This is a genomic window from Corallococcus exercitus (genome assembly GCF_042231735.1).
Taxonomy (GTDB): domain Bacteria; phylum Myxococcota; class Myxococcia; order Myxococcales; family Myxococcaceae; genus Corallococcus; species Corallococcus exercitus_B.
This window is the reverse complement of record NZ_CP102577.1, coordinates 2,183,581-2,209,399: the sequence shown is the minus strand read 5'-3', so window position 1 is coordinate 2,209,399 and position 25,819 is coordinate 2,183,581. Positions and strand designations below refer to the sequence as shown.

The following is a 25,819-nucleotide window of genomic DNA, read 5'->3' as shown; positions in this document are numbered from 1 at the left end:
TATCCGTTTACGGCTTGCCAGACTGGGGAACAGGTTTCAGGCTGCGCGCCATTCACGCGGGCCGTCCACCGCGGCCTGTCACGGGGAGCGAAGATGCCGGAGTTCAAGGTCGATGCCCGAGGGGCCATCGAGATCTGGACCATCGACGGGGAGAGCCGCCGTAACGCCATCAGCCGCGCGATGCACCAGGAGCTGGACGCGCTCGTGGCGCGCGTGTCCTCCAGCCGCGCGGTGCGCGCCGTCATCCTCACCGGCGCGGGCGACAAGGCCTTCTGCGCGGGTGCGGACCTGAAGGAGCGCATCACCATGTCCGAGGACGAGGTGCGCGCCTTCCTCAACGGCCTGCGCGTCACCCTGCGCTCCATCGAGAAGAGCGACTGCGTCTTCATCGCCGCCATCAACGGCGCGGCCTTCGGCGGCGGCACGGAGCTGGCCCTGGCGTGCGACCTGCGCGTCGCCTCGCCCGCCACGGAGATGGGGCTCACGGAGGTGAAGCTGGGAATCATCCCCGGCGGCGGCGGCACGCAGCGGCTCTCGCGGCTCATCGGCCCCGGGCGCGCCAAGGACCTCATCCTCACCGCCCGGCGCGTGAACGCGGCGGAGGCCTTCAGCATCGGCCTGGTGAACCGGCTGGCCCCGGAAGGGCACCTGCTGGAGGTCGCCTTCCAGCTCGCGGAGGCCGTCGTGGAGACCGCGCCCGTGGCCGTGGCCACCGCGAAGCACGCCATCGACGAGGGCACCGGCCTGGAGCTGGATGACGCGCTGGCGCTGGAGCTCAAGAAGTACGAGGAGGTGCTCAAGACGGAGGACCGGCTGGAAGGGCTCCGCGCCTTCGCGGAGAAGCGTCCCCCTGTCTATAAAGGCCGCTAGGCCCTTCGAAAGCGACAGGGGCGGCAGGCCCGCGGTTGCTCGCGGACCGTGCTGCCCCTGCTTGCGTCCGTCACCTCAACTTCAGGCGCTCGCGGTCTTCTCGCCGCCGATGTTCACGCCCTGCTTGTTGATGTAGCCCATCGCCTTGTCCTTGACGGTGGTGCGCAGCTCCGTGCCGCGGCTGGGGGCCATCAGCAGGGCCACGATGCTGCCCGCGGCGGCGCCCAGCAGGAACGCCCCCAGGCCGCCCATCCCCGAGCGCGCCGGCTTGTACGTCGTCAATCCCACATAGCGCAGCGCGTCGTCCGGGTCGAAGTTGTCCCAGGACTTCCGGGCGACCTTGCCCGCCTTGTCCGCGTACTCGGGGAGCTGGTCGAGCAGCTGGTGCGCCAGGAACTGGCGGTACAGCTTGCTCTTGGCCAAAGCCTTCGCCTGCCACGTCGCCTTCTTCGCTCTGAACATGGGTCCCTCCTGGTCCGAAGTCCGGATGCCGTTCACGGGGCGGTTCGTGGCCCGCCTGGGTGCACACCCCCCGTGCGACATCAAGGTAGGCAGGGAGGCCCCTGGCGCCATCCCCCGAAGCGCTCTGTCGTAGCCCCTTGCGTCGTCCGCTGGACGGCACGGCTGGTGCTTCGGCTGGCAAGAAGGCAGCCAGGCCAGGGGTTTCTTGGTATGGGACGGCGGCCATGTCCTCAGACCAGACACTGCTCGAGAAGATTGCCCAGGTGGAGAAGGGCGGCGCGCCCAAGTACCACGCGAAGAACGCGGAGACCGGCAAGCTCTTCGCGCGCGAGCGCATCCGGCTGCTCGTGGATGCGGACTCCTTCGTGGAGGACGGAAAGCTCGCCAACAACCTGGACCCGGAGCTGCCCTCCGACGGCGTCATCACCGGCATGGCGCGCATCGACGGGAGGGCGGTGGCCATCATGGCCAACGACTCCACGGTGAAGGCGGGCAGCTGGGGCGCGCGCACGGTGGAGAAGATCCTCCGCATCCAGGAGACGGCGAAGGCGCAGCGCTGCCCCCTGCTGTACCTGGTGGACAGCGCGGGCGCGCGCATCACGGATCAGGTGGAGATGTTCCCCGGCCGCCGGGGCGCGGGCCGCATCTTCTACAACGAGGTCCACCTGTCGGGCTTCGTCCCGCAGATCTGCCTGCTCTTCGGTCCGTCCGCCGCGGGCGGCGCGTACATCCCCGCGTTCTGCGACCTGGTCATCATGGTGGAGGGCAACGCCTCCATGTACCTGGGCAGCCCGCGCATGGCGGAGATGGTCATTGGTGAGAAGGTCACGCTGGAGGAGATGGGCGGCGCGAAGATGCACTGCTCCGTGTCTGGCGTGGGCGACGTGCTGGTGAAGACGGAGCAGGACGCCATCGCCGCGGCGAAGCAGTACCTGGCCTTCTTCCCGGAGAACTTCGCCAAGGCTCCGCCCCAGGTGCCGGTGAAGGCGCCCAAGCACAGCGGCAAGCGCGTGGACGAGATCGTCCCGCCGGATCAGAACAAGCCGTTCGACATGCACGCCCTCATCACGGAGCTCATCGACGAGGGCAGCTGGTTCGAGGTGAAGAAGCTCTTCGCGCAGGAGATCATCACCGGCCTCGCGCGCATCGGCGGGCGGCCGGTGGGCATCGTGGCGAACCAGCCCAAGTACAAGGGCGGCGTGCTGTTCGTGGACAGCGCGGACAAGGCGGCCCGGTTCATCTGGCTGTGTGACGCGTTCAACATCCCGCTCTTGTACCTGGCGGACGTGCCGGGCTTCATGATCGGCACCAAGGTGGAGCGCGCGGGCATCATCCGCGCGGGCGCGAAGATGATCTCCGCGGTGTCGGAGGCCAGCGTGCCGCGCATCTGCGTGGTGGTGCGCAAGGCCTACGGCGCCGGCCTCTACGCCATGAGCGGCCCCGGCTTCGCCCCGGAGGCCACGCTGGCGCTGCCCCAGGCGATGATCGCCGTGATGGGCCCGGAGGCGGCGGTGAACGCCGTCTACTTCAACAAGATTCAAGAGCTGCCGGAGGCCGAGCGGCCGGCCTACGTCCAGAAGCTGCGCGACGAGTACAAGCAGGACGTGGACCTCTTCAAGCTGGCCAGCGAGCTCGTCATCGACGCCGTCGTCCCCGGCGACTCCCTGCGCGGGGAATTGCTGCAGCGTTATTCGCTTTATGCGGACCGGTTCCAGCCCCGTGCGGAGAAGAAGCACGGCGTCCACCCCGTCTGAAGTTCCCCACCCGTCATTCACGCTCTAGATTCCGCACCCGACCATGGACTTCGAACTTCCTGAAAGCCACCGCGCCCTCCAGGCCTCCCTCCGTGAATTCTGCGAACGCCGCGTGAAGCCGTACGCGCGGGAATGGGACAAGGACGAGAAGTTCCCCATGGAGGTGGTGAAGGAGCTGGGCCAGCTGGGCGTGCTGGGCATGCTCGTCTCCGAGGAGTACGGCGGAGCGGCCATGGACTCGCTCGCCGTGGCGGTGGCCGTGGAGGAGATCGCCCGCTACGACGGTTCGCTCGCCCTCACGGTGGCCAGCCACAACGGCCTGGGCACCAGCCACGTGCGCGTCTTCGGCAACAAGGCGCAGCACCAGCGCTACCTGCCCAAGCTCGCCTCCGGCGAGTGGCTGGGCGCGTGGGGCCTCACCGAGCCGGGATCCGGTTCGGACGCGTCCGGCATGCGCACCACCGCCGTGAAGAAGAGCAACAAGTGGGTGCTCAACGGCGCGAAGATGTTCATCACCCAGGGCACGGTGGGTGACGTGTTCGTGGTGCTGGCGCTCACGTCGCCGGAGAAGCGCCAGAAGGGCATCACCGCCTTCGTGCTGGAGAAGGGCCTCCCCGGCTTCAGCCAGCGCGCCATCCACGGCAAGCTGGGCATGCGCTCGTCGGACACGGCCGAGCTCATCCTGGAGAACGTGGAGGTCGGTGACGACGCCATCGTGGGCGAGGTCGACCGCGGCTTCATCGACACGCTGAAGATCCTCGACAAGGGCCGCATCACCATCGGCGCGCTGTCGGTGGGCCTCCTGCGCGGGGCGCTGGAGGAGTCGGTGGCGTACTCCAAGGACCGCACCGCGTTCGGCCAGCCCATCGGCGAGTTCCAGGGCCTGCGCTGGATGATGGCGGACATGAAGACGGAGCTGGAGGCGGCGCGCCTCCTGGTGCACCGCGCGGCGCGGCTCGCGGACGCGGGGCAGCCGTACTCGGAGGAGGCCTCCATGGCGAAGCTCTTCGCTTCCGAGGCGGCCATGCGCGGCTGCAACAAGGCGGTGCAGATCCACGGCGGCTACGGCTACACGCGCGAGTTCCCCGTGGAGCGCTACCTGCGCGACGCCAAGCTCTGCGAGATTGGCGAGGGCACGAGCGAGATCCAGCGCACCATCATCGCCCGCGAGACCTTCAAAGGGGCCTGATGGATACCGCTCGGCTGCGTGAGCTGGGGCTCCAGGTCCGTGAGGAGCCGTCCGGCGTCGAGGTGATGCTGGACCTGGAGGCCGCGTCCCTGGTGAACCCCATCACCAAGGACTTCATCACCGACATCACCTTCCAGGTGATGGGTGACCGGCTCATCCCCATCGCGCCGCCGGCGGTGGTGGGCATGACGCCCATCCTGCTGTCCGCCATCGACGCGGCGGAGGAGATGCAGGCGCTCCTGCTGGACACCTTCAGCGACCACGTCTTCCACCTGCAGCGCCGCTCGGAGGAGCTGCAGCTCCTGGGCCTGCCGGCGGACGTGGATCCGCAGTCGCTGGAGCTGTCCACGTCGGTGCACGAGGGCGCGCTCGCGGTGAAGCTGGTGTCGGACCGGCAGGGCAACTTCCGCATCGCGCAGGCCATCCGGGGCGGGGAGGAGCTGGCCACCGCCGCGGGCCACGTCATCGAGCTGTCGGAGTTCCGCGAGCGGGCCGCGCTGACGGGCTACCTGTCCGCGCTGCTCGGCGAGCCGATGCCGCGCGCGCCCCAGGCGGCGGCCGGCCCGGAGCCGGTGCGCTTCGTGGAGGTGGTGGAGAAGTTCGGCCCGCAGGCGCTGGTGCCGCCGCGCAGCAGCCTGGAGCTGCTGGCGCAGCTGCAGGTGGACGGCAAGGCCTACCGCTTCGCCGCCGCGCGCATCGCCGGGCGCACCTTCCGGGGCCTGCTGGCGGGCACCCAGGGCAAGGTGTGGGCGGGCCGCTTCGAACTGGATGAGTTCCCCGGCGTGGTGCGGATGGTGGCGGACCTGTTGAAGGTCGCTCCCGAGGCCGTGCGCCTCGTGGGCCCGGACGCCCCCCAGGAGTGAGCCGCGTGGAGAAGATGACCCTGGCCGAGCGGGTGCAGGCCCTGGAGGCACGCCTGGGCGTGCAGTTCTCCAAGCGCGACCTGGCCCTGGAAGCGCTCACGCACAAGACGTACGTCAACGAGAACCGCGACCAGAACCTCAAGGACAACCAGCGCCTGGAGTTCCTGGGCGACGCCGTCGTGGACCTGGCCGTGAGCCACCGGCTGATGGACCGCTGCCCCGGCGTCCCCGAGGGCGAGCTCACCAAGATGCGCGCCCGCATCGTCCACGAGGAGGGCCTGGCCCGCGTGGCCCGGGGCCTGCGCCTGGGCGAGCTGCTCCTCTTGGGCCGGGGCGAGTCCCAGTCCGGCGGCCGCGACAAGAACTCGCTGCTGGCGGACGCGCTGGAGGCGGTGCTGGGCGCCGTCTACCTCAGCGGCGGCCTGGAGCCGGCACTGGCGCTGGTGGACCGCTGCTTCGGGGAGCTGGTGGAGGAGGTGGCCTCCGGCGCCGGCCGCCTGGACTACAAGACGCTCCTCCAGGAGCTGTCCCACGAGAAGCTCAAGCTGTCGCCGCGCTACCGGGTGGTGTCGGAGACGGGCCCGGAGCACTCCAAGATGTTCGAGGTGGAGGTGTGCATCGGGGAGACCGTGTACGCCCGGGCCACCGGCCGGAACAAGAAGGAGGCCGAGCAGGCGGCCGCTCGCACCACCCTGGAGCGCCTCAAGGCGGAGGCCGCCGTGGCGCCCCCGGCCGTGGTGGCACCCGTCCCGGGAGGTCCTTCACCGGACGACCCTCCGGCGTGAAAGCCCTTGGAGGGGGAGGGGGGTGGGGGGTAGGGTCCGCGCCTTCCTGCCCTGGAGGCCGTCCCGTATGCACCGTCTTCTCGGTATCACCGTGGCGCTTGCCGCCTTCGCGGCCCTGGCCGCCGAGCCCGCCGCGGGCCCCTGGACGAAGAAGGTCCAGGCCGGCAAGGACCTCTACGCGACCCTGAAGACGAGCCAGGGCGTCATCACCCTGAAGCTCTTCTCCAAGGACGCGCCCAAGACGGTGGAGAACTTCGTCGGCCTGGCCACCGGGGAGAAGGCCTGGACGGACCCGAAGACGGGCGAGCAGGTGAAGGGCAAGCCGCTCTACGCGGGCACCGTGTTCCACCGCGTCATCCCGGGCTTCATGATCCAGGGCGGCGACCCCACCGGCACCGGCATGGGCGACCCGGGCTACCGCTTCGCGGACGAGTTCCAGAGCGGCCGGAGCTTCGACAAGCCGGGCCTCCTGGCCATGGCCAACGCGGGCCCCAACACCAACGGCAGCCAGTTCTTCATCACCACCGCCACGCCCGCGCACCTCACCGGCCGCCACACCATCTTCGGCGAGGTCGTCACGGGCTACGACGTGGTGGAGAAGATCGGCACCGTGCCGCGCAGCGCACAGGACCGCCCGCAGACACCCGTGGTCCTGGAGACGATTACGCTGAGTGAGAAGGCGCCCAAGAAGCCGGCCGCGCCGAAGCCGGCTCCCGCCACCAAGAGCGCCCCGCGATGAGCTTCATGGAGCAGGCCCGCGCGGGCACGGAGCTGTTCGGGACCTTCACCACGACGGAGGGGCGCATCGTGGTGCGCCTGTTCTCCAAGGACTCGCCGCGGACGGTGGAGAACTTCGTGGGGCTGGCCACCGGGGAGAAGGACTGGACGGATCCGGTGACGTTCCAGGTGCAGCACGGCCGCCCGCTCTACGACGGGACGCTCTTCTTCCGCTGCATCAAGGACTTCATGATTCAGGGCGGGGACCCGACCAGCCGGGGAAACGGTGGGCCGGGCTTCCGTTTCGAGGATGAGTTCCAGAGTGGCCGGCGTTTCGACAGGAAGGGCCTGCTGGCCATGGGCAACACCGGCCCCAACACCAACGGCAGTCAGTTCTTCATCACCGCCGCGCCGCAGCCCCACCTGGACAACCGCTACACCATCTTTGGCGAGGTGGTGGAGGGGCAGGACGTGGTGGACCGCATCGCCAACGAGCTTCCCAAGGATTCAAACGACCGTCCCCGCCGGGACGTGCGCATCCAGACGTTGACCATCTCCACGGCGCGGCCGTCGTAAAGCCGTCCGCCGTTCATAGCCGTTCCCCCGGGGCCTTCCCGTGCAGCAGTCGGAAGGCCCACTGATCATCTCCGGAAGTATGGCCTCTCAGTCCCAGAAGAAGACCCCTCGCGCTGGCTTCGCCGCGCTCATCGGCCGGCCCAACGTGGGCAAGAGCACGCTGCTCAACGCGCTCACGGGCGAGAAGATCGCCATCGTCTCGCCCAAGCCGCAGACCACCCGCAACCGCATCCTGGGCGTGGTGACCCGTCCGGAAGGGCAGGTGGCGTTCATCGACACGCCCGGCATCCACCAGGCCAAGGGAGAGCTCAACCGCTACATGGTGGAGGCCGCCATCTCCGCGGCCGAGGAGGTGGACCTGGTCCTCTTCCTCATCGAGCCGCCCCAGGGCGAGACGCTGGATGTGACGCCGGGCAACCGCGCCATCCTCGAGCGGCTGCAGAAGGTGGGCAAGCCCACCTTCCTGGTCATCAACAAGATCGACTCCATCCCCAAGGCGAAGCTGCTGCCGCTCATCGCCCTCTATGGCCAGGAGTTCCCCTTCGCGGAGGTCGTGCCCATCTCCGCGCGGGAGAAGGACGGCGTGGAGCACCTGTTCGAGGTGGTGCTCGGCCACCTGCCGGAGGGCGAGCCCATCTTCGCGGAGGACATGCTCACGGACCAGCAGGAGCGCGTGCTGGTGGCGGAGTACATCCGCGAGCAGGTGCTCAGGCACTGCCGCCAGGAGATCCCGTACTCCACCGCGGTGCTGGTGGACGTGTTCGACGAATCCGAGCGCGAGCCGCGCCCGGGCACGCCCCCCGGCCAGCTGGGCGGCCTCATCCGCATCGCGGCGTCCATCTACGTGGAGCGCGACAGCCAGAAGGCCATCCTGATTGGCAAGCAGGGGCAGATGCTGAAGCTCATCGGCACGGACGCGCGCAAGTCGGTGCAGCGCCTGCTGGGCGCGCACGTGTACCTGGACCTGCGCGTGCGAGTGGAGGCCCGCTGGAGTGAACGCGCCGCGGGCTTGAGGAAGCTGGGTTACGAGTGATGTCGCCGCTGAAGTCCGTGCCGCTGACGTCGTTGCCGCAGAAGTCGTCGTCGCTGTCGAAAGAGACTCCATGAAGCCGCTGGTCGCCATTGTCGGTCGCCCCAACGTGGGCAAGAGCACGCTGTTCAACCGCCTGGTGGGCCGGAGGATCGCGCTCGTGGAGGACGAGCCGGGCGTCACCCGCGACCGGCACTACGCCGACGCGGAGTGGGAGGGCCGCGCCTTCACCCTCATCGACACGGGCGGCTTCGTCCCCGGTGAGAAGGACACGCTGCTCAAGCAGGTGCGCGAGCAAGCGCAGTTCGCGGTGGAGGAGTGCGACGTCATCATCTTCGTGGTGGATGCCCGCGCGGGCATGACCACCGCGGACGAGGCCGTCGCCAACTACCTGCGCAAGGCGGGCAAGCCCGTCGTCGTCGCGGCCAACAAGCTGGACAACGAGTCCGGGCAGATGCAGTCGCTGGCCGGCGAGTTCTTCCGCCTGGGCCTGGGTGACGTGAACGCCATGTCCGCCGAGCACAACCTGGGCATGGGCAGCCTGATGGACTCCGTGGTGTCCAAGCTCCCGGAGAAGGTGGAGGGCGAGGACGCGGAGGCGCCGCCGGACGACGGGAAGATCCGCGTGGCCATCATCGGCCGGCCCAACGTGGGCAAGAGCACGCTGGTCAACGCCATCCTCAAAGAGAAGCGCGTCGTCACCAGCGAGGTCGCCGGCACCACGCGCGACCCCATCGACTCGGAGGTCACGTACAAGGGCAACCAGCTCATCCTCACGGACACCGCGGGCATCCGGCGCAAGAAGACCATCGCGCACCAGGTGGAGCAGTACTCCGTCATCGCGGCGCTCAAGGTGCTGGAGCGCAGCGACGTGGCGGTGCTGCTGATGGACGCCACGGAGCCGGCGGTGGATCAGGACGCGAAGCTGGCGGGCCTGTCCATGGACCGGGGCCGCGCGCTGGTCATCGTGGTGAACAAGTGGGACCTCATCGCGGAGGACAAGCGCCGCCAGGAGTCCTTCCGCGACGACCTCAAGCTCGCGCTGAAGTTCGTGGGCTACGCGCCCGTCATCTTCACGTCCGCCCTGAACGGCACCAAGGTGGAGAAGGTGGTGGACGTGGCGGTGGAGCTGGCCAGGCAGTTCCGCTTCCGGGCGCCCACCCCGCAGCTCAACAAGCTGCTGGACTACATGGTGGACAACAACCCGGCGCCCATCGTGAAGGGCAAGCCGCTGCGCCTGTACTACATCGCCCAGGTGGCGGCGGCGCCGCCCACGTTCGCCCTCACGTGCAACGAGCCGCAGGGCGTGCCGGACATGTACAAGCGGTACATCACCAACCAGCTCCGCAAGACGTTCGACTTGCGGGTCCCCATCCGCCTGCTCTTCCGCGAGCGTCCAGGCAAGGCCAAGCGCGAGGCGCGCAAGAAGCCGCACCTGGCGGGCAAGGGTGGCAAGGGTGGGAAGCGCGCGGGGCGCGACTGACCGCGCTCACGCGTTGACACTCCCAGCGGGCGCTCTTTACAGTGCGCCGCTTTCCCAGCAGAGCGAAGAGCACCGTCGAGCCGGAGAGAGGTCCCCTCATCGTGGCCCAGCAGAAGACCGAGAAGATTCGCCAGCAGCAGCTTCGTCAGCCGGACGCCTTCCAGAAGGCGGGGGCGGACGCGCGCGACTGGCTGATGCAGCGCCAGAAGTTCCTCGCCATCGGCGCGGGCGTGCTGGTGCTGGGCGCGGTGGGTGTGGCCATCGCCAGCGAAGTGTCCAAGCGCGGTGAAGAGACGGCCTCCATGGCCCTGGGCCAGGCCCTCACCGTCCTGGACCGCCCCGTGACGGGCGTGGACCCGGCGGACCCCACGGCCACGGAGCCCCCGTTCGCGACGGTGCAGGCCCGTGACGAGGAGGTCGTGAAGCAGCTGTCCGCCTTCCGCAAGGAGCACGAGGGCACGCGCTCCGCGACGACGGCCGCCCTGGCGCAGGCGAAGGCCGAGTTCCGGCTGGGCAAGAACGACGACGCCCTGGCGTCCCTGGACGTCTTCCTCAAGGGCGCCCCGGAGAACGACGCCCTGCGCGCGAGCGCCCTGGAAGGCCAGGGCTACGCCTACGAGGCCAAGGGCGACTACGCCAAGGCCATCAGCTCCTTCGAGGCGATGGAGAAGGCGGACACCGGCGAGTACCTGGCCGGCATGGGCGCGTACCACAAGGCCCGCATGCTCATCCTGCAGGGCAAGAAGGACGAGGCCGCGCAGGAGCTGTCGAAGATCCCGACGAACCACCCGGGCAGCGCCGCGGCCCGTCAGGCCACCGAGCGCATGGCGGTGCTGGCCGCGGAGGGCGTGAAGGTGCCCACCCCGGCGCCGCCGCCCGCCGCGACGGGCACGGACGCGGGGCAGCCGTAGCGCGCACATGACCATGCGGCTCGCTCGGTGGAAGCGGTGGGTGGGAATGGTGGCCGGGGTGGGGCTCCTGGCCGGGTGTGCCCGGGCGCCGCTGTACGGCAACCCGGAGCTGCCCGCGGCGCCCCGTCAGCCGCCGGTGGATTACTTCCAGGTGGACTGGTGGAAGGGGCTGGTCGACAAGGTCCCGCTGCTGGAGTACTCGCCGCGCGAGCCCGCCTCCCCGGTGTACGACCCGGAGAGCCGGAACGTCGTCGCCCAGACGCGTGACGGCTACATCCGCGCGGTGGGCCTGGACGGGCAGGTGGCCTGGTCCTTCCGCACGGGGGCCCGGGCGCTCGCGGGCGGCCTCGCCAGCGAGGGCGTCGTCTACATGCCGGGCGGTGACGGCGTGCTGTACGCGCTCGACGGCCGCACCGGCGCGGTGAAGTGGAAGTACGCCACCAACGAGTCGCTGGCCACGGTGCCGGTGCTCGCGGACGGCCTGGTGCTGGTGGCCACGGACACCGACACGGTGTTCGCGGTGAAGGCGACGGACGGCACGTGGGTGTGGCAGTACCGGCGCGACCCGCCGTCCGGCTTCACCATCCGCGGCGCCTCCGCGCCGAAGGTGGACCAGGGCACCGCGTACGTCGGCTTCTCCGACGGCTTCCTCGTCGCCCTCAAGCTGGAGGACGGCGGCGTCATCTGGGAGAAGTCCCTGTCCGGCGCGGGCACGGAGTTCCTGGACGTGGACACCACGCCGGCCATCGACTCGGCGGGGCGGCTCTACGTCGCGTCGTACAAGAACGGCCTGTACGCCCTGGAGGCGGACACCGGCGCCGTCATCTGGAACACCAGCGTGGGCGGCCTGACGTCGCTGCTGTCCCGGGGCGAGGTGGTGTTCGCCACCGGCGACGGCCGCGTGGACGCCTACCTGGGGGAGACGGGGAAGCTCATCTGGTCGCTCCCCCTCAAGGATAGGACGGCGCTCGCTCCGGTGTTGGCCCGGGGAATGCTTCTGGTGCCCAACGAGCGTGCGCTGCTGTTCGTGGACCCGACGACGGGCAAGACGCGCCTGTCGTGGAACCCGGGCGTGGGCATCTCCGCGCCGCCGTTCGTCGTGGGCTCGCGGGTGTACGTGCTGTCCAACAACGCGTACCTGTACTCGCTGGACATGAACAACGTGAAGAAGGGGCCGCGCGGGTGACGCGCGCCGTGCCCCGGACGGTGCGGGTGGTGGCCGCGCTGATTCCCCGGCCCGGCCCGGAAGACGGCGGGCCGCGGTACCTGGTCCAGCAGCGCCTTCCCGGAGGCAGCCGCGCGCTGCTCTGGGAGTTCCCCGGCGGCAAGGTGGAGGCGGGCGAGACGGACGAGGCCGCCCTCGCGCGCGAGTGCCGCGAGGAGCTGGACGTGGAGCTGTCCGTGGGCCGCCGCCTGTGGGAGGGCCGGCACACGTACCCGGACCTCACGGTGGAGCTCGCGGTGTACGCGGCCACGCTGGTGTCCGGAGAGCCGAAGCCGCTGGGCGCGCACCAGCTGGCGTTCCACACGCCCACGGAGATGCAGGCGCTGCCGTTCTGCGAGGCGGACGTGCCGCTCCTGGACGACCTCCTGGCGGGAAGGTTGGGTGCGCTCGATTGATGCTGCTGCACACGTTCCAGCACATCCCCGGCGTGGGGCCGTGGCGCGAGAAGGACCTGTGGTCCAAGGGCATCCGGACCTGGGATGACTTCCCGGACGGCGGCATCGTCATCAGCCGCAAGGCGGACACGGTGGCCCGCCAGCGCATCGCGGAGGCGCGCGAGGCCCTGGCCCGGAAGGACCTGAAGGAGCTGGCCCGCATGGTGCCGCCGCGCGAGCACTGGCGCCTGTTCCCCGAGTTCCAGGACGACGCCGTCTACTTCGACATCGAGACGGACGGCAGCCAGACGCAGGTGCCCACGGTGGTGAGCCTGTTCGACGCCGCCGGGCTGCACGTCTTCATCCAGGGCCGGAACATGGACGCGCTGCCGGAGGCCATGGCGACGCGGCGGCTGTGGGTGACGTTCAACGGCTCGTGCTTCGACGTGCCGGTGCTCAAGGAGTACTTCGGCGCGAAGAACTTCCCGGTGCCGGAGGCGCACATTGATTTGCGCTTCGTCACGCGGCGGCTGGGGATGGGCGGCGGGCTGAAGGAGATTGAAGACAAGCTGGGCGTGGGCCGGCCGCCGCACCTCAAGGGCGTCAACGGCTACGACGCGGTGCTGCTGTGGCGCGCGTACCTGCGGCGCGGCGACGTGGAGGCCCTGCGCTACCTGGTGGAGTACAACCTCTACGACTCGTTCCAGCTCCGGTCGCTGATGGACCTCGCGTACAACAAGGGCGCGGACGACCTGAACCTGGACGTCCCCCGGCTGAAGGTGTTCGAGCGCGGGGACCTGCTCTACGACGTGAGCCGGCTGCTGCTGGAGCTGGGCCCCACCGAACGCGACCTGGACACGCTCGCGCGCGTGCGGGCCATGGAGCAGGATTCCTGAGCGGCCAGGTCGTGCCTTGGGTCGGCCGGCCGCGGCCCGGCACCCTCTGGGGCATTCCCAGCCGCCGCGTGGCGCTCACCCGGCTCACGAGCCTGCCGCTGACGGACGCGGAGTGGGCGGGGGACGGCTTCCTCCTGACGCCTTCGGGGGACGCGGTGGGGCTGGCCGTGGGCGCGCGGCGCGTCTCGGTGCTGGGGGCTCGCGAAGCCTGGCCGCCCGCGCGTGCGCTGGAGCTGCCCCGGACGGCGCAGCTCGTGGCGCTGCATCCGTCGCTGCGGGGCGCGGCGGTGCTCGGGCCCGGGCGGATTGAAATGGTGGGCCAGTCGCCGGACGGCGGTCCGGTGGAGACGCCCGCGCGGGCCTGGACGCGGCCCACGCAGGCGCTGGGGTTCGACGCCACCGGCCAGGGGCTGTGGACGAGCGGCGCTCGGGATGGCCGGGCGGCCGTGCACGTCCTGGATACCCGAACGTTATCAGACGTCGCGGGGACGGAGGCCGGGCTCGAGCTGGACACGCCGCCCGTGGGCGAGGACGACCTGGACGGACTGCACGAATGGATGCCGCACCCGCGCCTGCCGGTGATGGGAGTGGCGGTGAGCCAGGGCCAGGAGGGCACGTGGCTCACGTTCGTGGAGCGTGGCGCCGCGGGGCTCGTGCGTGGCGCGGCGGTGGCGTCGGTGGATGCGCCGTTCTATCCAGCGGGCTTCTTCCCGGACGGCTCGGGCTTCATTGGCGTGGGCGGCACGTGGGTGCGGCGCTGGACGTATCCGGAGGCCCGGATGGCGGCGGAGTTCCTGCTGCCGGAACAGGGCACGCTCGCCACGGGGTACACCGGGCTGGTGACGGCGGGGGCGGTGCTGGTGGCGGTGGAGGACCTGTTGGAGGCGGGGGAGTGGTACCTGCTTCAACTGGACCCCGGCTCGCTGCGACCCGTGTGTGCGTGGGAGCTGCCGCTGTCCACGGAGGCCGTCACGTCGGTGCACCTGCTGCCCGGCGGCTTCGTCCTGTCGCCCGAGGACGGCCAGCTCTGGCGGCTGCCGGACGAGGTCCTCTGTGCGCGGTGAACACCGGCCGCGCGGTTTGTTCACGCCCGCGTGGAATGGCTCGGAGGCCTGTCTGTAAGGTCCGGGACCATGAGCGACCCGAACTTCGTGAACCCGGTTCCAGGAGGAAATCCACCGCCGCCGGAGGCCGAGCCGCCCAAGGCTCCGTCGCGGGGCAAGGTCCTGGGCATCCTGATCGCGCTGATTGTCCTGGGGGTGGTGGGTTCGTACTTCGGCATGCGGCGCCAGAGCGAGCAGGCGCCCGTGGTGACGGCGCCCCCGGTGGTGGACGCGGGCGTGGCGCAAGCGCCCCCGGAGGTGTCGTTGCCGGAGAGCGACGGGCGGATCCGCGACCTGGTGGGCAAGCTGTCGGTGGACCCGGAGCTGGCGCGGTGGCTCCAGGAGCGCGACCTGGCGCGCCGGTTCACCGCGTCCGTGAGCAACATCGCCGACGGTGAGAGCCCCCGGGCCTCGCTGTTGTTCATGGCGCCCGCGGGGGCGTTCCAGGTGGGCGCGGCCGGGGCGGGTGGGCGCTCGGAGATCGCGCCGCTGAGCTACGCGCGCTACGACGTGGTGGCCCGGGTGTTGGGCTCGCTGGACGCGTCCGGCGCGGCGATGGTGTACCGGGAGCTGAAGCCGCTCATCGACCAGGCGTACCGGGAGATCGCGCCGCCGGATCAGGGCTTCGAGACGGCGTTCGGCCGGGCCATCCAGCACCTGCTGGCGGTGCCGGTGCCGCAGGGGCCGGTGGAGGTGCTGCCCAAGGGCGCGCTGTACGTCTACGCGTCGCCGGAGCTGGAGGGGCTGAGCAAGGCCCAGAAGCACCTGCTACGGATGGGCCCGGGGAACATGCGGCTCATCCAGGCGAAGCTGCGGGAGCTCCGCACGGCGCTGAACCTGCCGACCCCGGCGCCGTCGACGCCGGAGCCGCTGCCGGATCAGGCGCCGGGGCAGTCCGAAACGCAGGAATGACGGCTACTTGTGCTTCTTCTTGCCGCCCTTGGCGGGCGGCGGAGGCGGCTTGGGCTTTTCCTTTTCGCCGATGATCTGGAACGAGGCCCGGAGGTCCTCCACGTCGCGGCCGCGCGAGTCCTGGAACGCCGAGCCCGTCTGGGCGTCCACGACCAGGGTGTACGAGTAGCCGGTCTTGAGCGGCTGCGGCAGGTGGATGCGGTACACGAGGCCGTCATCGGCCTCGGACACGGAGTCGTCGGAAACCATGGCCCGGTCGGCTTCGTCCATCAGCCGGACGCGGTAGTTCTTGAGCCCCAGGGTGCTGCGCAGCTCCAGGTCGGAGGTGGGCTCCACGAGCGGTTTTTCTTCCATGGCCAGGGGGATGAGCGCCATGCCGGCGTCCGGTGACTGGTACTGGAGCGTGAAGACCACGGCCTCGGGAGCCGCATCCGGGGTCGCCGTGGCGCCGGTGGCGCCGCCGTCCACGGGGCCCTGGGGCGTCTTGTCGGGACAGCCCGTCAGCAGGGCCGCAGTGAGGCCGCACAGCGCGGCGAGTCCGGTTCGTCGGAAGAGGCGCATGGGCCGGCAAGGTACGTTCCGGAACCGGGCTCGGGAAGCACCCAATTCCAGAGCCTGTGGGCCGGAGGTGGGTGGTCGACGGTGTGCTATCAGGTTTCGCTCGATGAACGCGATTCGCTGGATGGCGGTTGGGCTTTGCCTGGCAGCAACCTTGGGATGCTCAACCAGGGGGCTCGCGAGTTCGAGAAGGCCACCAGCACGGTCGCCAGTGAAGACGCGGACGATGGCTGGCGGCAACACTGCATCGACATGTATGCGCGGTGCCAGTCCACGAAGAAGCCGCATTGGGGCGGTCCTTGCGGTTCATGCATGGAGCGCTGCAAAGGGCAGCGGCAATGGCCGTTCGACATGTGTGGACCTGGGGTGGCGCGGTGACATCCGATGACTGGCGGAAGGTCATTGACCTGGGGCTTGCGCTCGCGAACGGAGCGGAACTGCCGCCGCAAGACCCTGAGCTACCAGCGCTCCTGCGTAGGATGGCACCACAGGTGGGGATGACCCGTGCGGACGCCGATGCAGCCCTCGGCAGCGTGCCGGAAACAGCCGCGCTCGTAAGGGAGATTCACCGACGGACGCGTGAGGGTTCATATCGCCTCGGACGCGCGTTCGGAGCGTCGGATGCGCTCAAGGAGAACGGGGATAGGGCCGGGGCGCGGAAGGTGCTTGAGGACGCGATGGCGGCGGAGGTGGTGCCGCTTTATCGAGCGCAGCTCCAGGCGTACCTGGACCACGTAGACGACCCCGACGACACGTAGTTGTCGGCACTGCGCGAGGGCCTTGGTGAGAACGGAGGGAAGCAACCCGAGGTCCGGGAGGCTCACCAGACCGGTTGCGGGGACGGCCATGGAGGCCTGGGGTGGCCCGGGGAAGCGCCTGGAATCCTTGGGGAACGCCTAGTCGAAACGTCTGATAAGAAGCGTTATGTAAACTAAGCCTCTGGAGTCCTGATGGGGGTTCGTTGGGGCCCGTTCCCTGCCCGGCACCGTGGCGCCATTCGCCGCGATTCCGCCGGTTTCGGTTCATCCCGGGGCTCCTACGGCGCGTGGGCTCAACGCATTCCCGCGACGTCACCCGGGGCTCGCTTGGCGAGGTCGCGCGGGTCTTCCTCCGGCTGGGACTGACGGCCTTCGGGGGCCAGCTGGCGCCCTCCTGTAGCAAGACGGCCCTGACGACCCGGCCCCGGGCCGCCGTGGCCGCCGGTTTGGCCCTGGCGAGCGCGCTGGGTGCCAACGAACTGCTCATCCTGGCCGTGGCCGGTGGCGCCCTGGCTCCACGTCCGGCCGGCCCCCGCTTCCAGACCGGCGCTCGTTCTGGCGACGTTCGCTCTCAACGGCGTTACGGCCATGGCTGCCACGGCCCCGTTCCGGTCAGCCTCGGCGGCCTCTTCCTGTTCTTCCTTGACTCATGCTGCCAGCGGGCGGATTGACCGGTTAACGGTCAAATGCACGCAAGGGGCGCGGTAGAGGCTTGGTTCGGGGGTGCCGGGTCACGGAACCATAGGGCGTCCGCAGACATTACACTCACGCCCGACCTCGCAAAGACGGTGCACTCAAACACAAAGCCTAATAAAACGGACCGTCTCGCGTAAACGATTCACCTTTGAATTTGAAAGTGAGAGCGCCATGCAGAAAAGAACAACCCACGCCATGCTTCCGCTCCTCCTTGCGTTGTCGGTTTCTCTCATCACCTCGGGGTGTGGAGCCGATGAGAGCGCTTCTGCGTCAGTCGATCGGCACCCTGCCACGAATGCGCGCGCTTACAGCTCCTTTGACGCTGAGGGGATCTGGCAGCGAGTCGGTTATTGCACCACGTCGTGCCCTCCCAATGAATGCTGGCCCCCCGTTAATCCGGACGGTCAAGATTGCAGTCCAGTGGGCTCTACTTGCTTCTTTGCCAGTGGTACGACTCGTACTGAATGGAAGTGCGAGTAGGGACAGCCCACTCACACCATCCGTCGCCGTTGGGGCTACCCGGAGGGATGGGGTTGCACTCCCCTCACGCCTCTGAATCGCGTGGGCCGGGCGCCCGGCCCACGACTGCCGAAGGCACTGCCTCTTCTCACCCCCTCTGCTGAAATCCGCGCGATGGAAACGGTCGTCTTCGCCTGTGTCCACAACGCAGGCCGCTCGCAGATGGCGGCGGCGTTCTTCAACGCGCTCGCGGATCCAACCCGAGCGCGTGCCCTCTCCGCCGGGACGCAGCCCGGTGCGCGCATCCACCCAGAGGTCCAGGCCGTCATGGCCGAAGTCGGCATTGACCTGTCCGGCATCCTGCCTCAGCGCCTCACGGACGAACTGGCCCGGAATGCCGGATGGCTCATCACCATGGGCTGTGGCGACGCGTGTCCGGTCATCCCGGGACTGAAACGTGACGACTGGCCCCTGGACGACCCCAAGGGCCAGCCGATGCACCGTGTGCGTGAGATCCGCGATGAAGTCCGGGCCCGCGTGGTCGGTCTGCTGACGCGCCAGCACTGGCTCCTGGCGCGCTGATGGATGGACGTCGGTGTCAACTCTCCAGGCCGCGCGATCCGCACCTATAAAGCGCGGACGGAAGCGCTCCTCACGAGGCGAGGGACGCGGGACTCGGCGCCGCGCGGATGGATTGGCCAGTCAACGGTGGTCTCCGGTTCCGGCGCGTCTCTGCATCGCCCTGCCCGTTTGGTTCGGCTCGTGCCGCTTGCTGATGCGCTGAGTGCGGGGGCCATTAGGAGCCCCATTCCGTGCCATGCGAGGACGTCGTCCAGAATCGACAATCCACTTGTAAATGCCACTGGATTGCATCTACATCCTGAGGCCGAGCGGCGGATGTCGCGAGGGGTCGCAGTGGATTCGAAGTGAGGGACGCATGTCGGACATCGTGACTCCTGGCGCGCTGGAAGCGGTCGGACTCGAGCACCACTTCGGGGCGAAGTCGGTTCTTCGGGGGCTGAGCTTCACCGTGAAGCCGGGCCAGATCTACGCCCTGCTCGGCGGCAACGGCGCGGGCAAGTCGACGACGCTCAGCGTCTTTCTGGGATTGGTTCGCCCCACGGCGGGACAGGCCCGGGTGTGTGGCCACGACGTGACGGTCGATCCTCGGGCCGCGCGCTCGCGCCTGGCCTATGTCCCCGAGAACGTGGCCCTCTACGAGCACCTCAGCGCGAGAGAGAACATCGACTACTTCCTGGCCATCGCCGGAAGCGCGCAGCGCTCCCCCGCGAACATCGACGCGTCACTGGACGCGGTCGGACTGGCGCGCGAAGCCTGGGAGAAGCGCGTGGGCGGCTTCTCCAAGGGAATGCGCCAGAAGGTGGCGATCGCGCTCGCCATCGCCCGGCGCGTGCCGGTGCTCTTGCTGGACGAACCGACCTCCGGCCTGGACCCGAGGGCGACCGGCGACTTCAACCGGCTGCTGGACACGGCCCGTGGGCGTGGCGTGGCCACGTTGATGGTGACGCACGACCTGCTGAGCGCCGCGGAGATCGCCGACCGGATTGGCTTCCTCGCGCGCGGCCGCCTCGAGGAGGAGCTGGCCGCCACCGGCCAGGAGCGGTTCGACGTCAGGGCCCTGCATCAGCGCTATGCGCGCGCCGGGGAGCCCGCATGAGCCCGCGACCTACGAAGGTGCTGAGGGTGGCCGCCGAGGAGTGGCGCGCCCTGGTGCGCAACCGGGTGGCGATGATCGCCAGCCTCATCCTCGTGGCCCTGACCGTCACCTCCGCCCTGCTGGGGCTGCAACAGCGCAACGCCACGGAGGCGGCCCGGGCTCGCTACCAGGCCGCGTCGGACGAGGCGTTCGACGCCCAGCCGGACCGCCATCCGCACCGCATGGTGCATTACGGCCAGTTCGTCTTCCGGCCCCTGTCTGCGCTGGCGTTCTTCGATCCGGGGGTGGACGGCTTCACGGGCACCACGGTGTTCCTGGAAGGTCACCGGCAGAACAGCGCCAACTTCAGCGAAGCGCGGCAGTCCTCGCTGCTGCTGCGGTTCGGCCAGCTGACGCCGGCCTTCGTGCTGCAGACGCTGGCTCCGTTGCTCATCGTCTTCCTCGCCTTTGGCGCCGTCGCGCGGGAGCGTGAGCAGGGAACGCTGCGGCTGCTCCTGGCCCAGGGGCTGCGGCCGGCCGAGCTCGCCGCGGGCAAGCTGTTGGCCTACGTCGGCGTGGTGGCCCTGGTCGCCGCGCCCGCGCTGGGGGTGCTCGCGGTCGCGGCGCTCGCCGGCTGGGTGCCGCCGGTCCCGAGCGCGCTGATGCTGTCCGGCTATCTCGTCTACCTCCTCATCTGGGCGGTCGCGGCCCTGCTCGTGTCGCTGCGGGTGCGGCGCGCCCAGGACGCATTGATTCTCCTGGTCGCGCTCTGGATGGGCGGGGTCATCCTCGTTCCCCGGCTCCTGCCCGAGCTCGCGGTGGCGCGAATCCCGACGCCGACGCGCATCGAGACGGACGTGGCGGTCCATCGTGAGCTCAAGCAGATCGGCGACAGCCACAATCCGGACGACCCGTACTTCGCGAGCTTCAAGGCGAAGACCCTCGCCCGATACGGGGTCGCCAAGGTCGAGGAGCTGCCGGTCCAGTGGGCGGGCCTGGTGGGCATGGAGGGCGAGCGCCTGACGAGCGAGCTGTTCGACCGCCACGCGAGAGAGTCCTTCGCCAGGGAAGCCGAGCAGAACCAGCTCGTACGCCGGTTCGGGAGCCTCAGCCCTCTCATCGCCCTGCGTCAGCTGTCCATGAGCCTGGCCTCCACCGATATCGAGAGCCACCAGGACTTCCTCGAGCAGGTGGAGCGGCACCGCTATCGCTTCGTCCAGGCGCTCAACCACCTGCAGGTGACGAAGATCCCGAACCAGCACGCTGGCGAGGACCCAAGGATCGCCGCCGAGCATTGGAAGACGCTGCCGGGCTTCACCTACCAGGCGCCGGAGATGCTCCAGCTGGCGGGCGACCGGATCCGGTCCAACCTCGGGATCCTGCTCTGCTGGTTGGTGGCTTTGCTCGCGGGGTGTGCCTGGGCTGCCCGTCGTCTGGGGGAGGTCGCGCGATGAGTGCCTGGAAGGCGGAGGTGAGGTTGCTGTTCCGGGCGCCGTTGAGCGCGGGCGCGCTGCTGTTGTTGTTGCTGCTGTCCGCCCTGTCGGTCGCGGCGGGCCTTGCCGCGACGGCCCGGCAGCGGGCTGTCATCGGCCGGGTGGAAGCCGCCCAGCGGTTGGACCGGGCCTCGGTGGTCCAGGAGTACGGCAAGCCCGACGGAGACGCGGGCTCCGCCGCCTACTACACCTTCCACCTCACCACGGATCCGCCGTCGCCCCTGACCTTCGCGGCGCTCGGACAGCGGGACGTGCAGCCCTATGTCCTGCGGGTGCGGCTGCTGGGCCTCCAATCGCAGCTCTACGAGTCCGAGACCTTGAACCCGGAGCTCGCGCTGCCAGGCGCCTTCGACTTCGCCTTCGTGCTCATCTACCTGGCTCCGCTGGTCATCATCGCCCTGATGTACGACCTGGTGTCGGGCGAACGTGAGGCCGGGCGGCTGCGGCTCCTGGTCTCCTTGCCGGTGTCCGGTCGCGGGGTGTGGGCGCGTCGCAGCGCGCTGCGCTACCTGCTGGTCCTCGGGGCCCTGCTCGGGCCGTTCGGGGTGGGCGCGGTGATTGCCGGGGCTCCGGTGGGAGGGAGCTTCGCTGTCGCCCTGGCGGCGGCGCTCTATGTGCTGTTCTGGTTGGGGCTGGCGCTGTGGGTCGCCGCTCGGGGCCGGAGCTCGGCGGCCAATGGCGCCGTGCTGATGGGCTGTTGGATCGTGCTGACCCTGTTGGCGCCCGCGCTGGCCAACGCCGTCATCTCCCGCGCCCTCCCCGTGGCCAAGGGCATCGACCTGACTTTGGCCCAGCGGGAGCGGGTGCACCGCGCCTGGGACATTCCCAAGCAGGAGACCTTCCAACCCTTCTTCGTCAAGCATCCGGAGTGGAAGGACACGCCTCCGGTGCTCGGCCGCTTCCACTGGAAGTGGTACTACGCCATGCACGAGGTGGGCGACGACGGGGTCTCCGCCGAGGTCGCTGAATACCGCCGGAGCCTGACGGCCCGCGAGGTGTGGACGGCCCGGCTCGGTTGGCTCCTGCCCGCGGTCGCCGTGCAGACGCTCCTCCACCGGACCGCGGACAGCGACCTGCTGGCACATCTGGCGTACCAGCACGACGTCGAACGGTTCCACACCGGGCTTCGTGACTTCTACTACCCGTACCTGTTCCAGGAGCGGCCGTTCCAGAAGGCCGACTTCGAGCAGGTGCCCCGCTACGCGCCCAGACCCTCGAGTGCCTCTCTTCCGGTCCCGTCGCTGCTCGGGCTGCTGGTGCTGGTGGCGCTCGTCTCCGGCGCCGCCGTCACCGCCGTGCGGTCCCTGTCGCTGTCTGCGGCGCCTGGAACGTCCTGAGGGCCGACCTCCCCTGCCCGCCATCTGGCAACATCGGGCCGCTCTCGTCGGTTGCCGGTGCCCGCCACGCATGGACTCCACGCCCTCCTCCAACGTCCCGCCGGGCTCGCTCGGCGAGGTCGCGCGGGTCTTCCTCCGGCTGGGACTGACGTCCTTCGGAGGGCCCGCTGCTCACATCGCGATGATGGAAGACGAGCTCGTGCGGCGGCGCCGGTGGCTGCCGCGCGAGGAGTTCCTTGACCTGCTGGGCGCCACCCACCTCATCCCGGGCCCGAACTCCACCGAGCTGGCCATCCACCTGGGCCACCGGCGTGCGGGCTGGCCCGGGCTCGTCGTGGCCGGCGTGTGCTTCATCGTCCCGGCGATGCTCCTGACGCTCGCGGCCGCCTGGGCCTACGTGCGTTTCGGCACCCTGCCCCAAGCCGGCGCCCTCCTGTACGGCGTCAAACCCGTCATCCTGGCCGTGGTGCTCCAGGCCTTGTGGGGGCTCGGAAAGACGGCCCTCACGACGCGCCCCCGGATCGCCGTGGCCATCGGCGCGACCGTGGCGAGCGCGTTTGGAATCAACGAGCTGCTCATCCTGGCCGTGTCCGGCGCTGCCCTGGCGGCCTGGCTCCGGATGCGGTCGGCATCCGCTCCCGGTTCGACGCTCGCACTGGCGCCGTTCGCCCTGCAAGGGGCGGCAGCCGTGACGGCCACGGCCTCCGTGCCGTTCAGCCTGGGGGGCCTCTTCCTGTTCTTCCTCAAGGTCGGCAGCGTGCTGTTCGGCAGTGGCTATGTGCTGCTGGCCTTCTTGCGTGCGGACCTTGTCGAACACTGGGGCTGGCTCACGGAAGCCCAGCTCCTGGACGCGGTGGCCGTGGGCCAGTTCACCCCGGGCCCTGTCTTCACCACCGCGACGTTCATTGGGTACCTCGTGGGCGGTGCTCCCGGTGCCGGACTCGCGACGCTGGGCATCTTCCTGCCCGCGTTCGTCTTCGTGGCCCTCAGCGGCCCCCTGGTGCCCCGGCTTCGTCGATCTCGAACCGCGGGCGCGGTGCTCGACGGCGTCAACGCGGCCTCGCTGGCCCTCATGGCCGTGGTGACATGGCAGCTGGGACGTGCGGCCCTGGTGGATGCGTGGACGGTGGCTCTGGCCGCGCTCGGAGCGCTGTTGCTCCTGCGCTGGCGGATCAACTCGGCGTGGCTGGTGCTGGGCGGTGCCGCCGCCGGGCTGCTGCGGCCCTGGTGACAACAGGCATCTCAGCCGCCCAAGGGCGCCTGCCAAACGCAGGCGCCCAGCGCCTCGTCAGGGATTCAGCAACTGCATGGGCGTGAGGCGGACCGTCTGTGTTCCGTCGCCGAGCTGGCCGTAGTCATTCCAGCCCCAGGCCCAGACGGTGCCGTCCTGCCTCAAAAGGAGCGAATGGTAGAGGCCAGCGGCAAGGACCGCGACGCCCGTCAAGCCCGGCACCTGCACTGGCGTGTAGCGATCGGTCTGCGTCCCGTCGCCGAGCTGGCCGTAGGCGTTGTAGCCCCAGACCCAGACGGTGCCGTCTTTCTTCAAGGCGAACGTGTGGGCGCCGCCAGCGGTGACGGTCGCGACGCCCGTCAATCCCTGCACCTGCACGGGCGCGAGGCGGTCATTGCCCGTCCCGTCGCCGAGCCGACCATTGCCGTTATAGCCCCAGGCCCAGACGGTGCCGTCATGCTTCAACGCAAACGTCTGACCCCAGCCCGCGGTGAGGGCCGCGACGCCCGTCAATCCCTGCACTTGCACCGGCGTGAGGCGGCTCGTCGTCGTCCCGTCGCCGAGCTGGCCCCAGTGGTTTGCGCCCCAGGCCCAGGCGGTGCCGTCTGACTTCAGCACCTGGGCGTGGGAGTGACCCACGGCGACGGCGACCACCCCGGTGAGGCCCGGCACCTGCACCGGCGTGGGTTGGTCCGCCGTCGTCCCGTTGCCGAGCTGACCGTAGCCATTGGAACCCCAGGCCCAGACGGTGCCGTCCTGCTTCAAGGCGAGCGTGTGGTACGCGCCAGCGCTGAGTGCCGCGACACCCGTCAAACCCTGCACCTGCACCGGCGTGAGGCGGTTCGTCGTCGTCCCGTCGCCGAGCTGGCCGGAGCCATTGGAACCCCAGGCCCAGACGGTGCCGTCCTGCTTCAAGGCGAGCGTGTGGGCGCCGCCAGCAGTGAGGGCCGCGACGCTCGCCAAGCCCGGCACTTGCACGGGCGTGAGGCGGCTCGTCGCCGCCCCGTCGCCGAGCTGGCCGGAGACGTTGGAACCCCAGGCCCAGACGGTGCCGTCCTGCTTCAAGGCGAGCGTGTGGTGGTCGCCAGCGGCGAGACGGGCTCCGAAGCCCGTGGCGCAGGCGCTCCCTCCCTGGAGGGAGAAGACATAGGAGGCGGAGAGGCCCAGGGCGTTGGTGACGGTAGCCGTCACGGTGGGCGAGGTTCCCGAGGGCAGGCAGGAAGGCGCCGTCCAGAGGACTTCGCTGGTGGTGGCGGTGCTGCTGGCCGTGCCCAGCGAGCCCGCACTGGTGGCCCAGGTGAAGCTCAGTGCGCTGCCCTGCGCGTCCTTCGCCTTCACCCGGAAGACAACGGTGCCGCCGCCCGCGGGCACCGAGGCAACGGACTGGAACGTCTCCACCACCTCGGGCGGGAACTGCCCGGTGGTGGGCGACGTCGAGACGGAGAGCGTGAGACTGCCCGTGCCCTGCCCGCCCCGGCCATCCTGCACCAGCACCGTCAGCTTGCAGGTGCCACTGGAGGGCTGGTCCGAGGGCGTGAAGCTGGCGCTGGCGGAAGCGGCATTCGTCCACGAGCCCGCGCAGTTGGCCGTCCACTGGTAGCTGAGGCCGTCCCCATCCGAGTCGCTGGCAAAGGCCGTCACCTGGGTGGTCTGACCGACGGTGATGGAGGAAGGCAGGGCCGTCACCCGGGTCACCTGGGGCCAGGTGTTGAAGGCGACGTTGACGGCGGCACTGCCGTTGCCGGTGCTCACCGTGATGATGACGCTGAGGGAATCGCTGGCACCCTTGGAGTCCGTCACCGTCAGGGTCAGCACCACCTGGCCTGCCGAGGCCAGCGCCGTCCACGCGGTGGTGAGGCTGGAGGGCGCGCTGAAGCTGCCAGACGGTGCCGTCCACGCATACGTGAGCGAATCCTCCGCGTTGGGGTCGTCCGCGGTGGCCTGCAGGGCCACCTGCCCGCCCGGCGACACGGTGCCGGGACTGGCCACCAGGGAGAGAATCCGCGGCGCCGCGTTGTCGAAGGGCGCAGGCGCATTCACCTCCTGCAGCAGCAACGTGACGGCCGTCGTCTGGTTGGCTTGGATGGCGACGTTGGCCACCTGGCCCGCGTACCGCACGGTGTTGGAAGCGTCGAAGGCCTGCGCGCTGAAGGTGCGCCCGGTGCCGACGGGCAGCTGCCCCAGCACCCCGCCCCACTGCCCGCCCGTCTTCACCAGCGCGTCCGTGCGCGTCGTCATGCCCGCGCCGCTCACCGTGAGCTCCACGCGGGCCACGTCGCTGGCGCTCAGGGCCTGCGGCAGCGTCACCACTGCCTGCGCGCTGCCCTCCGTGACTTGCTGCTGGCCGCTACACCCGGTCAGTGCCAGCACCAGGCCCAGGGCCAGCACCGCCAGCCCGCTTTGACGTCTTCGTTCCATGAACTTCTCCAGCACTTGGGACAGTGAAGTCCCCCGAAGGGCGCTCGGCCTTGCAGCACGCT

24 protein-coding genes are annotated in these 25,819 nt (G+C 69.7%); 21 read left to right on the top strand and 3 right to left on the bottom strand.

The window, feature by feature from the left end:
* Positions 1-93: 93 nt before the first annotated feature.
* On the top strand, positions 94-870 hold the full coding sequence (locus tag NR792_RS08165; protein WP_375759504.1) for an enoyl-CoA hydratase-related protein: 777 nt from the start codon (positions 94-96) through the stop codon (positions 868-870).
* 81 nt (positions 871-951) lie between these two features.
* Here NR792_RS08165 and NR792_RS08160 read toward each other — a convergent pair whose 3' ends face one another.
* Positions 952-1,332, bottom strand: a complete 381-nt coding sequence (locus tag NR792_RS08160) for a YtxH domain-containing protein (RefSeq protein WP_120527806.1) — start codon at positions 1,330-1,332, stop codon at positions 952-954.
* 224 nt (positions 1,333-1,556) lie between these two features.
* Between NR792_RS08160 and NR792_RS08155 the strand changes: the two genes are divergently transcribed.
* The 14 genes from NR792_RS08155 to NR792_RS08090 all read left to right on the top strand — a co-directional run bounded on the left by NR792_RS08155 (position 1,557) and on the right by NR792_RS08090 (position 15,150).
* A complete protein-coding gene (locus tag NR792_RS08155) occupies positions 1,557-3,086 on the top strand; it encodes an acyl-CoA carboxylase subunit beta (protein ID WP_375759503.1) in 1,530 nt (509 codons plus the stop codon).
* Between the two features lie 43 nt (positions 3,087-3,129).
* Positions 3,130-4,275, top strand: a complete 1,146-nt coding sequence (locus NR792_RS08150; protein ID WP_375759502.1) for an acyl-CoA dehydrogenase family protein — start codon at positions 3,130-3,132, stop codon at positions 4,273-4,275.
* Positions 4,275-5,138, top strand: coding sequence for a hypothetical protein (locus NR792_RS08145; protein ID WP_375759501.1), 864 nt, complete (start codon positions 4,275-4,277; stop codon positions 5,136-5,138). The genes NR792_RS08150 and NR792_RS08145 overlap by 1 nt, the downstream gene beginning before the upstream one ends.
* 14 nt (positions 5,139-5,152) lie before the next feature.
* Complete coding sequence (gene rnc / locus NR792_RS08140) at positions 5,153-5,923, top strand: ribonuclease III (RefSeq protein ID WP_375761587.1); 771 nt, start codon at positions 5,153-5,155, stop codon at positions 5,921-5,923.
* A gap of 67 nt (positions 5,924-5,990) precedes the next feature.
* Positions 5,991-6,662, top strand: coding sequence for a peptidylprolyl isomerase (locus NR792_RS08135; RefSeq protein WP_375759500.1), 672 nt, complete (start codon positions 5,991-5,993; stop codon positions 6,660-6,662).
* On the top strand, positions 6,659-7,216 hold the full coding sequence (locus NR792_RS08130; protein ID WP_375759499.1) for a peptidylprolyl isomerase: 558 nt from the start codon (positions 6,659-6,661) through the stop codon (positions 7,214-7,216). The genes NR792_RS08135 and NR792_RS08130 overlap by 4 nt, the downstream gene beginning before the upstream one ends.
* A gap of 79 nt (positions 7,217-7,295) precedes the next feature.
* Positions 7,296-8,249: a GTPase Era gene (gene era, locus NR792_RS08125; protein WP_120530302.1), complete on the top strand. Its 954-nt coding sequence runs from the start codon at positions 7,296-7,298 to the stop codon at positions 8,247-8,249.
* 70 nt (positions 8,250-8,319) lie between these two features.
* Positions 8,320-9,729 carry a ribosome biogenesis GTPase Der gene (gene der, locus NR792_RS08120; protein ID WP_375759498.1) on the top strand — a complete coding sequence of 470 codons (1,410 nt, stop codon included), beginning with the start codon at positions 8,320-8,322 and terminating at the stop codon, positions 9,727-9,729.
* A 98-nt stretch (positions 9,730-9,827) separates the two neighbouring features.
* Positions 9,828-10,640: a tol-pal system YbgF family protein gene (locus tag NR792_RS08115; protein WP_375761586.1), complete on the top strand. Its 813-nt coding sequence runs from the start codon at positions 9,828-9,830 to the stop codon at positions 10,638-10,640.
* 46 nt (positions 10,641-10,686) lie between these two features.
* On the top strand, positions 10,687-11,826 hold the full coding sequence (locus NR792_RS08110; protein WP_375761585.1) for a PQQ-binding-like beta-propeller repeat protein: 1,140 nt from the start codon (positions 10,687-10,689) through the stop codon (positions 11,824-11,826).
* Entirely contained in the window at positions 11,823-12,260 is a 438-nt protein-coding gene (locus tag NR792_RS08105; protein ID WP_120525487.1) for a (deoxy)nucleoside triphosphate pyrophosphohydrolase, read from the top strand. The genes NR792_RS08110 and NR792_RS08105 overlap by 4 nt, the downstream gene beginning before the upstream one ends.
* On the top strand, positions 12,260-13,135 hold the full coding sequence (locus tag NR792_RS08100) for a ribonuclease H-like domain-containing protein (protein WP_171437932.1): 876 nt from the start codon (positions 12,260-12,262) through the stop codon (positions 13,133-13,135). The genes NR792_RS08105 and NR792_RS08100 overlap by 1 nt, the downstream gene beginning before the upstream one ends.
* 11 nt (positions 13,136-13,146) lie before the next feature.
* Complete coding sequence (locus NR792_RS08095) at positions 13,147-14,199, top strand: hypothetical protein (RefSeq protein ID WP_375759497.1); 1,053 nt, start codon at positions 13,147-13,149, stop codon at positions 14,197-14,199.
* 69 nt (positions 14,200-14,268) lie between these two features.
* Positions 14,269-15,150, top strand: coding sequence for a DUF3014 domain-containing protein (locus tag NR792_RS08090; protein WP_375759496.1), 882 nt, complete (start codon positions 14,269-14,271; stop codon positions 15,148-15,150).
* A 3-nt stretch (positions 15,151-15,153) separates the two neighbouring features.
* On the opposite strand, the gene NR792_RS08085 is transcribed toward NR792_RS08090, so the two are convergent.
* Positions 15,154-15,711, bottom strand: coding sequence for a hypothetical protein (locus tag NR792_RS08085; protein WP_375759495.1), 558 nt, complete (start codon positions 15,709-15,711; stop codon positions 15,154-15,156).
* A 371-nt stretch (positions 15,712-16,082) separates the two neighbouring features.
* Here NR792_RS08085 and NR792_RS08080 point away from each other — a divergent pair, with 371 nt between their 5' ends.
* From NR792_RS08080 to chrA, 6 genes are all read left to right on the top strand, one after another.
* Complete coding sequence (locus NR792_RS08080) at positions 16,083-16,466, top strand: DUSAM domain-containing protein (protein WP_375759494.1); 384 nt, start codon at positions 16,083-16,085, stop codon at positions 16,464-16,466.
* A gap of 1,329 nt (positions 16,467-17,795) precedes the next feature.
* A complete protein-coding gene (locus NR792_RS08075; protein WP_375759493.1) occupies positions 17,796-18,203 on the top strand; it encodes an arsenate reductase ArsC in 408 nt (135 codons plus the stop codon).
* 355 nt (positions 18,204-18,558) lie between these two features.
* A complete protein-coding gene (locus NR792_RS08070; protein ID WP_375759492.1) occupies positions 18,559-19,299 on the top strand; it encodes an ABC transporter ATP-binding protein in 741 nt (246 codons plus the stop codon).
* Positions 19,296-20,732: an ABC transporter permease gene (locus NR792_RS08065; RefSeq protein WP_375759491.1), complete on the top strand. Its 1,437-nt coding sequence runs from the start codon at positions 19,296-19,298 to the stop codon at positions 20,730-20,732. The genes NR792_RS08070 and NR792_RS08065 overlap by 4 nt, the downstream gene beginning before the upstream one ends.
* Positions 20,729-22,108, top strand: a complete 1,380-nt coding sequence (locus tag NR792_RS08060; RefSeq protein WP_375759490.1) for an ABC transporter permease — start codon at positions 20,729-20,731, stop codon at positions 22,106-22,108. The genes NR792_RS08065 and NR792_RS08060 overlap by 4 nt, the downstream gene beginning before the upstream one ends.
* Before the next feature lie 70 nt (positions 22,109-22,178).
* On the top strand, positions 22,179-23,339 hold the full coding sequence (chrA, locus tag NR792_RS08055; RefSeq protein WP_375759489.1) for a chromate efflux transporter: 1,161 nt from the start codon (positions 22,179-22,181) through the stop codon (positions 23,337-23,339).
* A gap of 57 nt (positions 23,340-23,396) precedes the next feature.
* On the opposite strand, the gene NR792_RS08050 is transcribed toward chrA, so the two are convergent.
* Positions 23,397-25,757, bottom strand: a complete 2,361-nt coding sequence (locus NR792_RS08050) for an Ig-like domain-containing protein (RefSeq protein WP_375759488.1) — start codon at positions 25,755-25,757, stop codon at positions 23,397-23,399.
* Positions 25,758-25,819: the final 62 nt, after the last annotated feature.

Coding starts and splice junctions, on each gene's coding strand:
- NR792_RS08165 (WP_375759504.1), top strand. CDS start 94: ATGCCGGAGTTCAAGGTCGATGCCCGAGGGGCCATCGAGATCTGGACC.
- NR792_RS08160 (WP_120527806.1), bottom strand. CDS start 1,332: ATGTTCAGAGCGAAGAAGGCGACGTGGCAGGCGAAGGCTTTGGCCAAG.
- NR792_RS08155 (WP_375759503.1), top strand. CDS start 1,557: ATGTCCTCAGACCAGACACTGCTCGAGAAGATTGCCCAGGTGGAGAAG.
- NR792_RS08150 (WP_375759502.1), top strand. CDS start 3,130: ATGGACTTCGAACTTCCTGAAAGCCACCGCGCCCTCCAGGCCTCCCTC.
- NR792_RS08145 (WP_375759501.1), top strand. CDS start 4,275: ATGGATACCGCTCGGCTGCGTGAGCTGGGGCTCCAGGTCCGTGAGGAG.
- rnc (WP_375761587.1), top strand. CDS start 5,153: ATGACCCTGGCCGAGCGGGTGCAGGCCCTGGAGGCACGCCTGGGCGTG.
- NR792_RS08135 (WP_375759500.1), top strand. CDS start 5,991: ATGCACCGTCTTCTCGGTATCACCGTGGCGCTTGCCGCCTTCGCGGCC.
- NR792_RS08130 (WP_375759499.1), top strand. CDS start 6,659: ATGAGCTTCATGGAGCAGGCCCGCGCGGGCACGGAGCTGTTCGGGACC.
- era (WP_120530302.1), top strand. CDS start 7,296: ATGGCCTCTCAGTCCCAGAAGAAGACCCCTCGCGCTGGCTTCGCCGCG.
- der (WP_375759498.1), top strand. CDS start 8,320: ATGAAGCCGCTGGTCGCCATTGTCGGTCGCCCCAACGTGGGCAAGAGC.
- NR792_RS08110 (WP_375761585.1), top strand. CDS start 10,687: ATGGTGGCCGGGGTGGGGCTCCTGGCCGGGTGTGCCCGGGCGCCGCTG.
- NR792_RS08100 (WP_171437932.1), top strand. CDS start 12,260: ATGCTGCTGCACACGTTCCAGCACATCCCCGGCGTGGGGCCGTGGCGC.
- NR792_RS08090 (WP_375759496.1), top strand. CDS start 14,269: ATGAGCGACCCGAACTTCGTGAACCCGGTTCCAGGAGGAAATCCACCG.
- NR792_RS08085 (WP_375759495.1), bottom strand. CDS start 15,711: ATGCGCCTCTTCCGACGAACCGGACTCGCCGCGCTGTGCGGCCTCACT.
- NR792_RS08075 (WP_375759493.1), top strand. CDS start 17,796: ATGGAAACGGTCGTCTTCGCCTGTGTCCACAACGCAGGCCGCTCGCAG.
- NR792_RS08070 (WP_375759492.1), top strand. CDS start 18,559: ATGTCGGACATCGTGACTCCTGGCGCGCTGGAAGCGGTCGGACTCGAG.
- NR792_RS08065 (WP_375759491.1), top strand. CDS start 19,296: ATGAGCCCGCGACCTACGAAGGTGCTGAGGGTGGCCGCCGAGGAGTGG.
- NR792_RS08060 (WP_375759490.1), top strand. CDS start 20,729: ATGAGTGCCTGGAAGGCGGAGGTGAGGTTGCTGTTCCGGGCGCCGTTG.
- chrA (WP_375759489.1), top strand. CDS start 22,179: ATGGACTCCACGCCCTCCTCCAACGTCCCGCCGGGCTCGCTCGGCGAG.
- NR792_RS08050 (WP_375759488.1), bottom strand. CDS start 25,757: ATGGAACGAAGACGTCAAAGCGGGCTGGCGGTGCTGGCCCTGGGCCTG.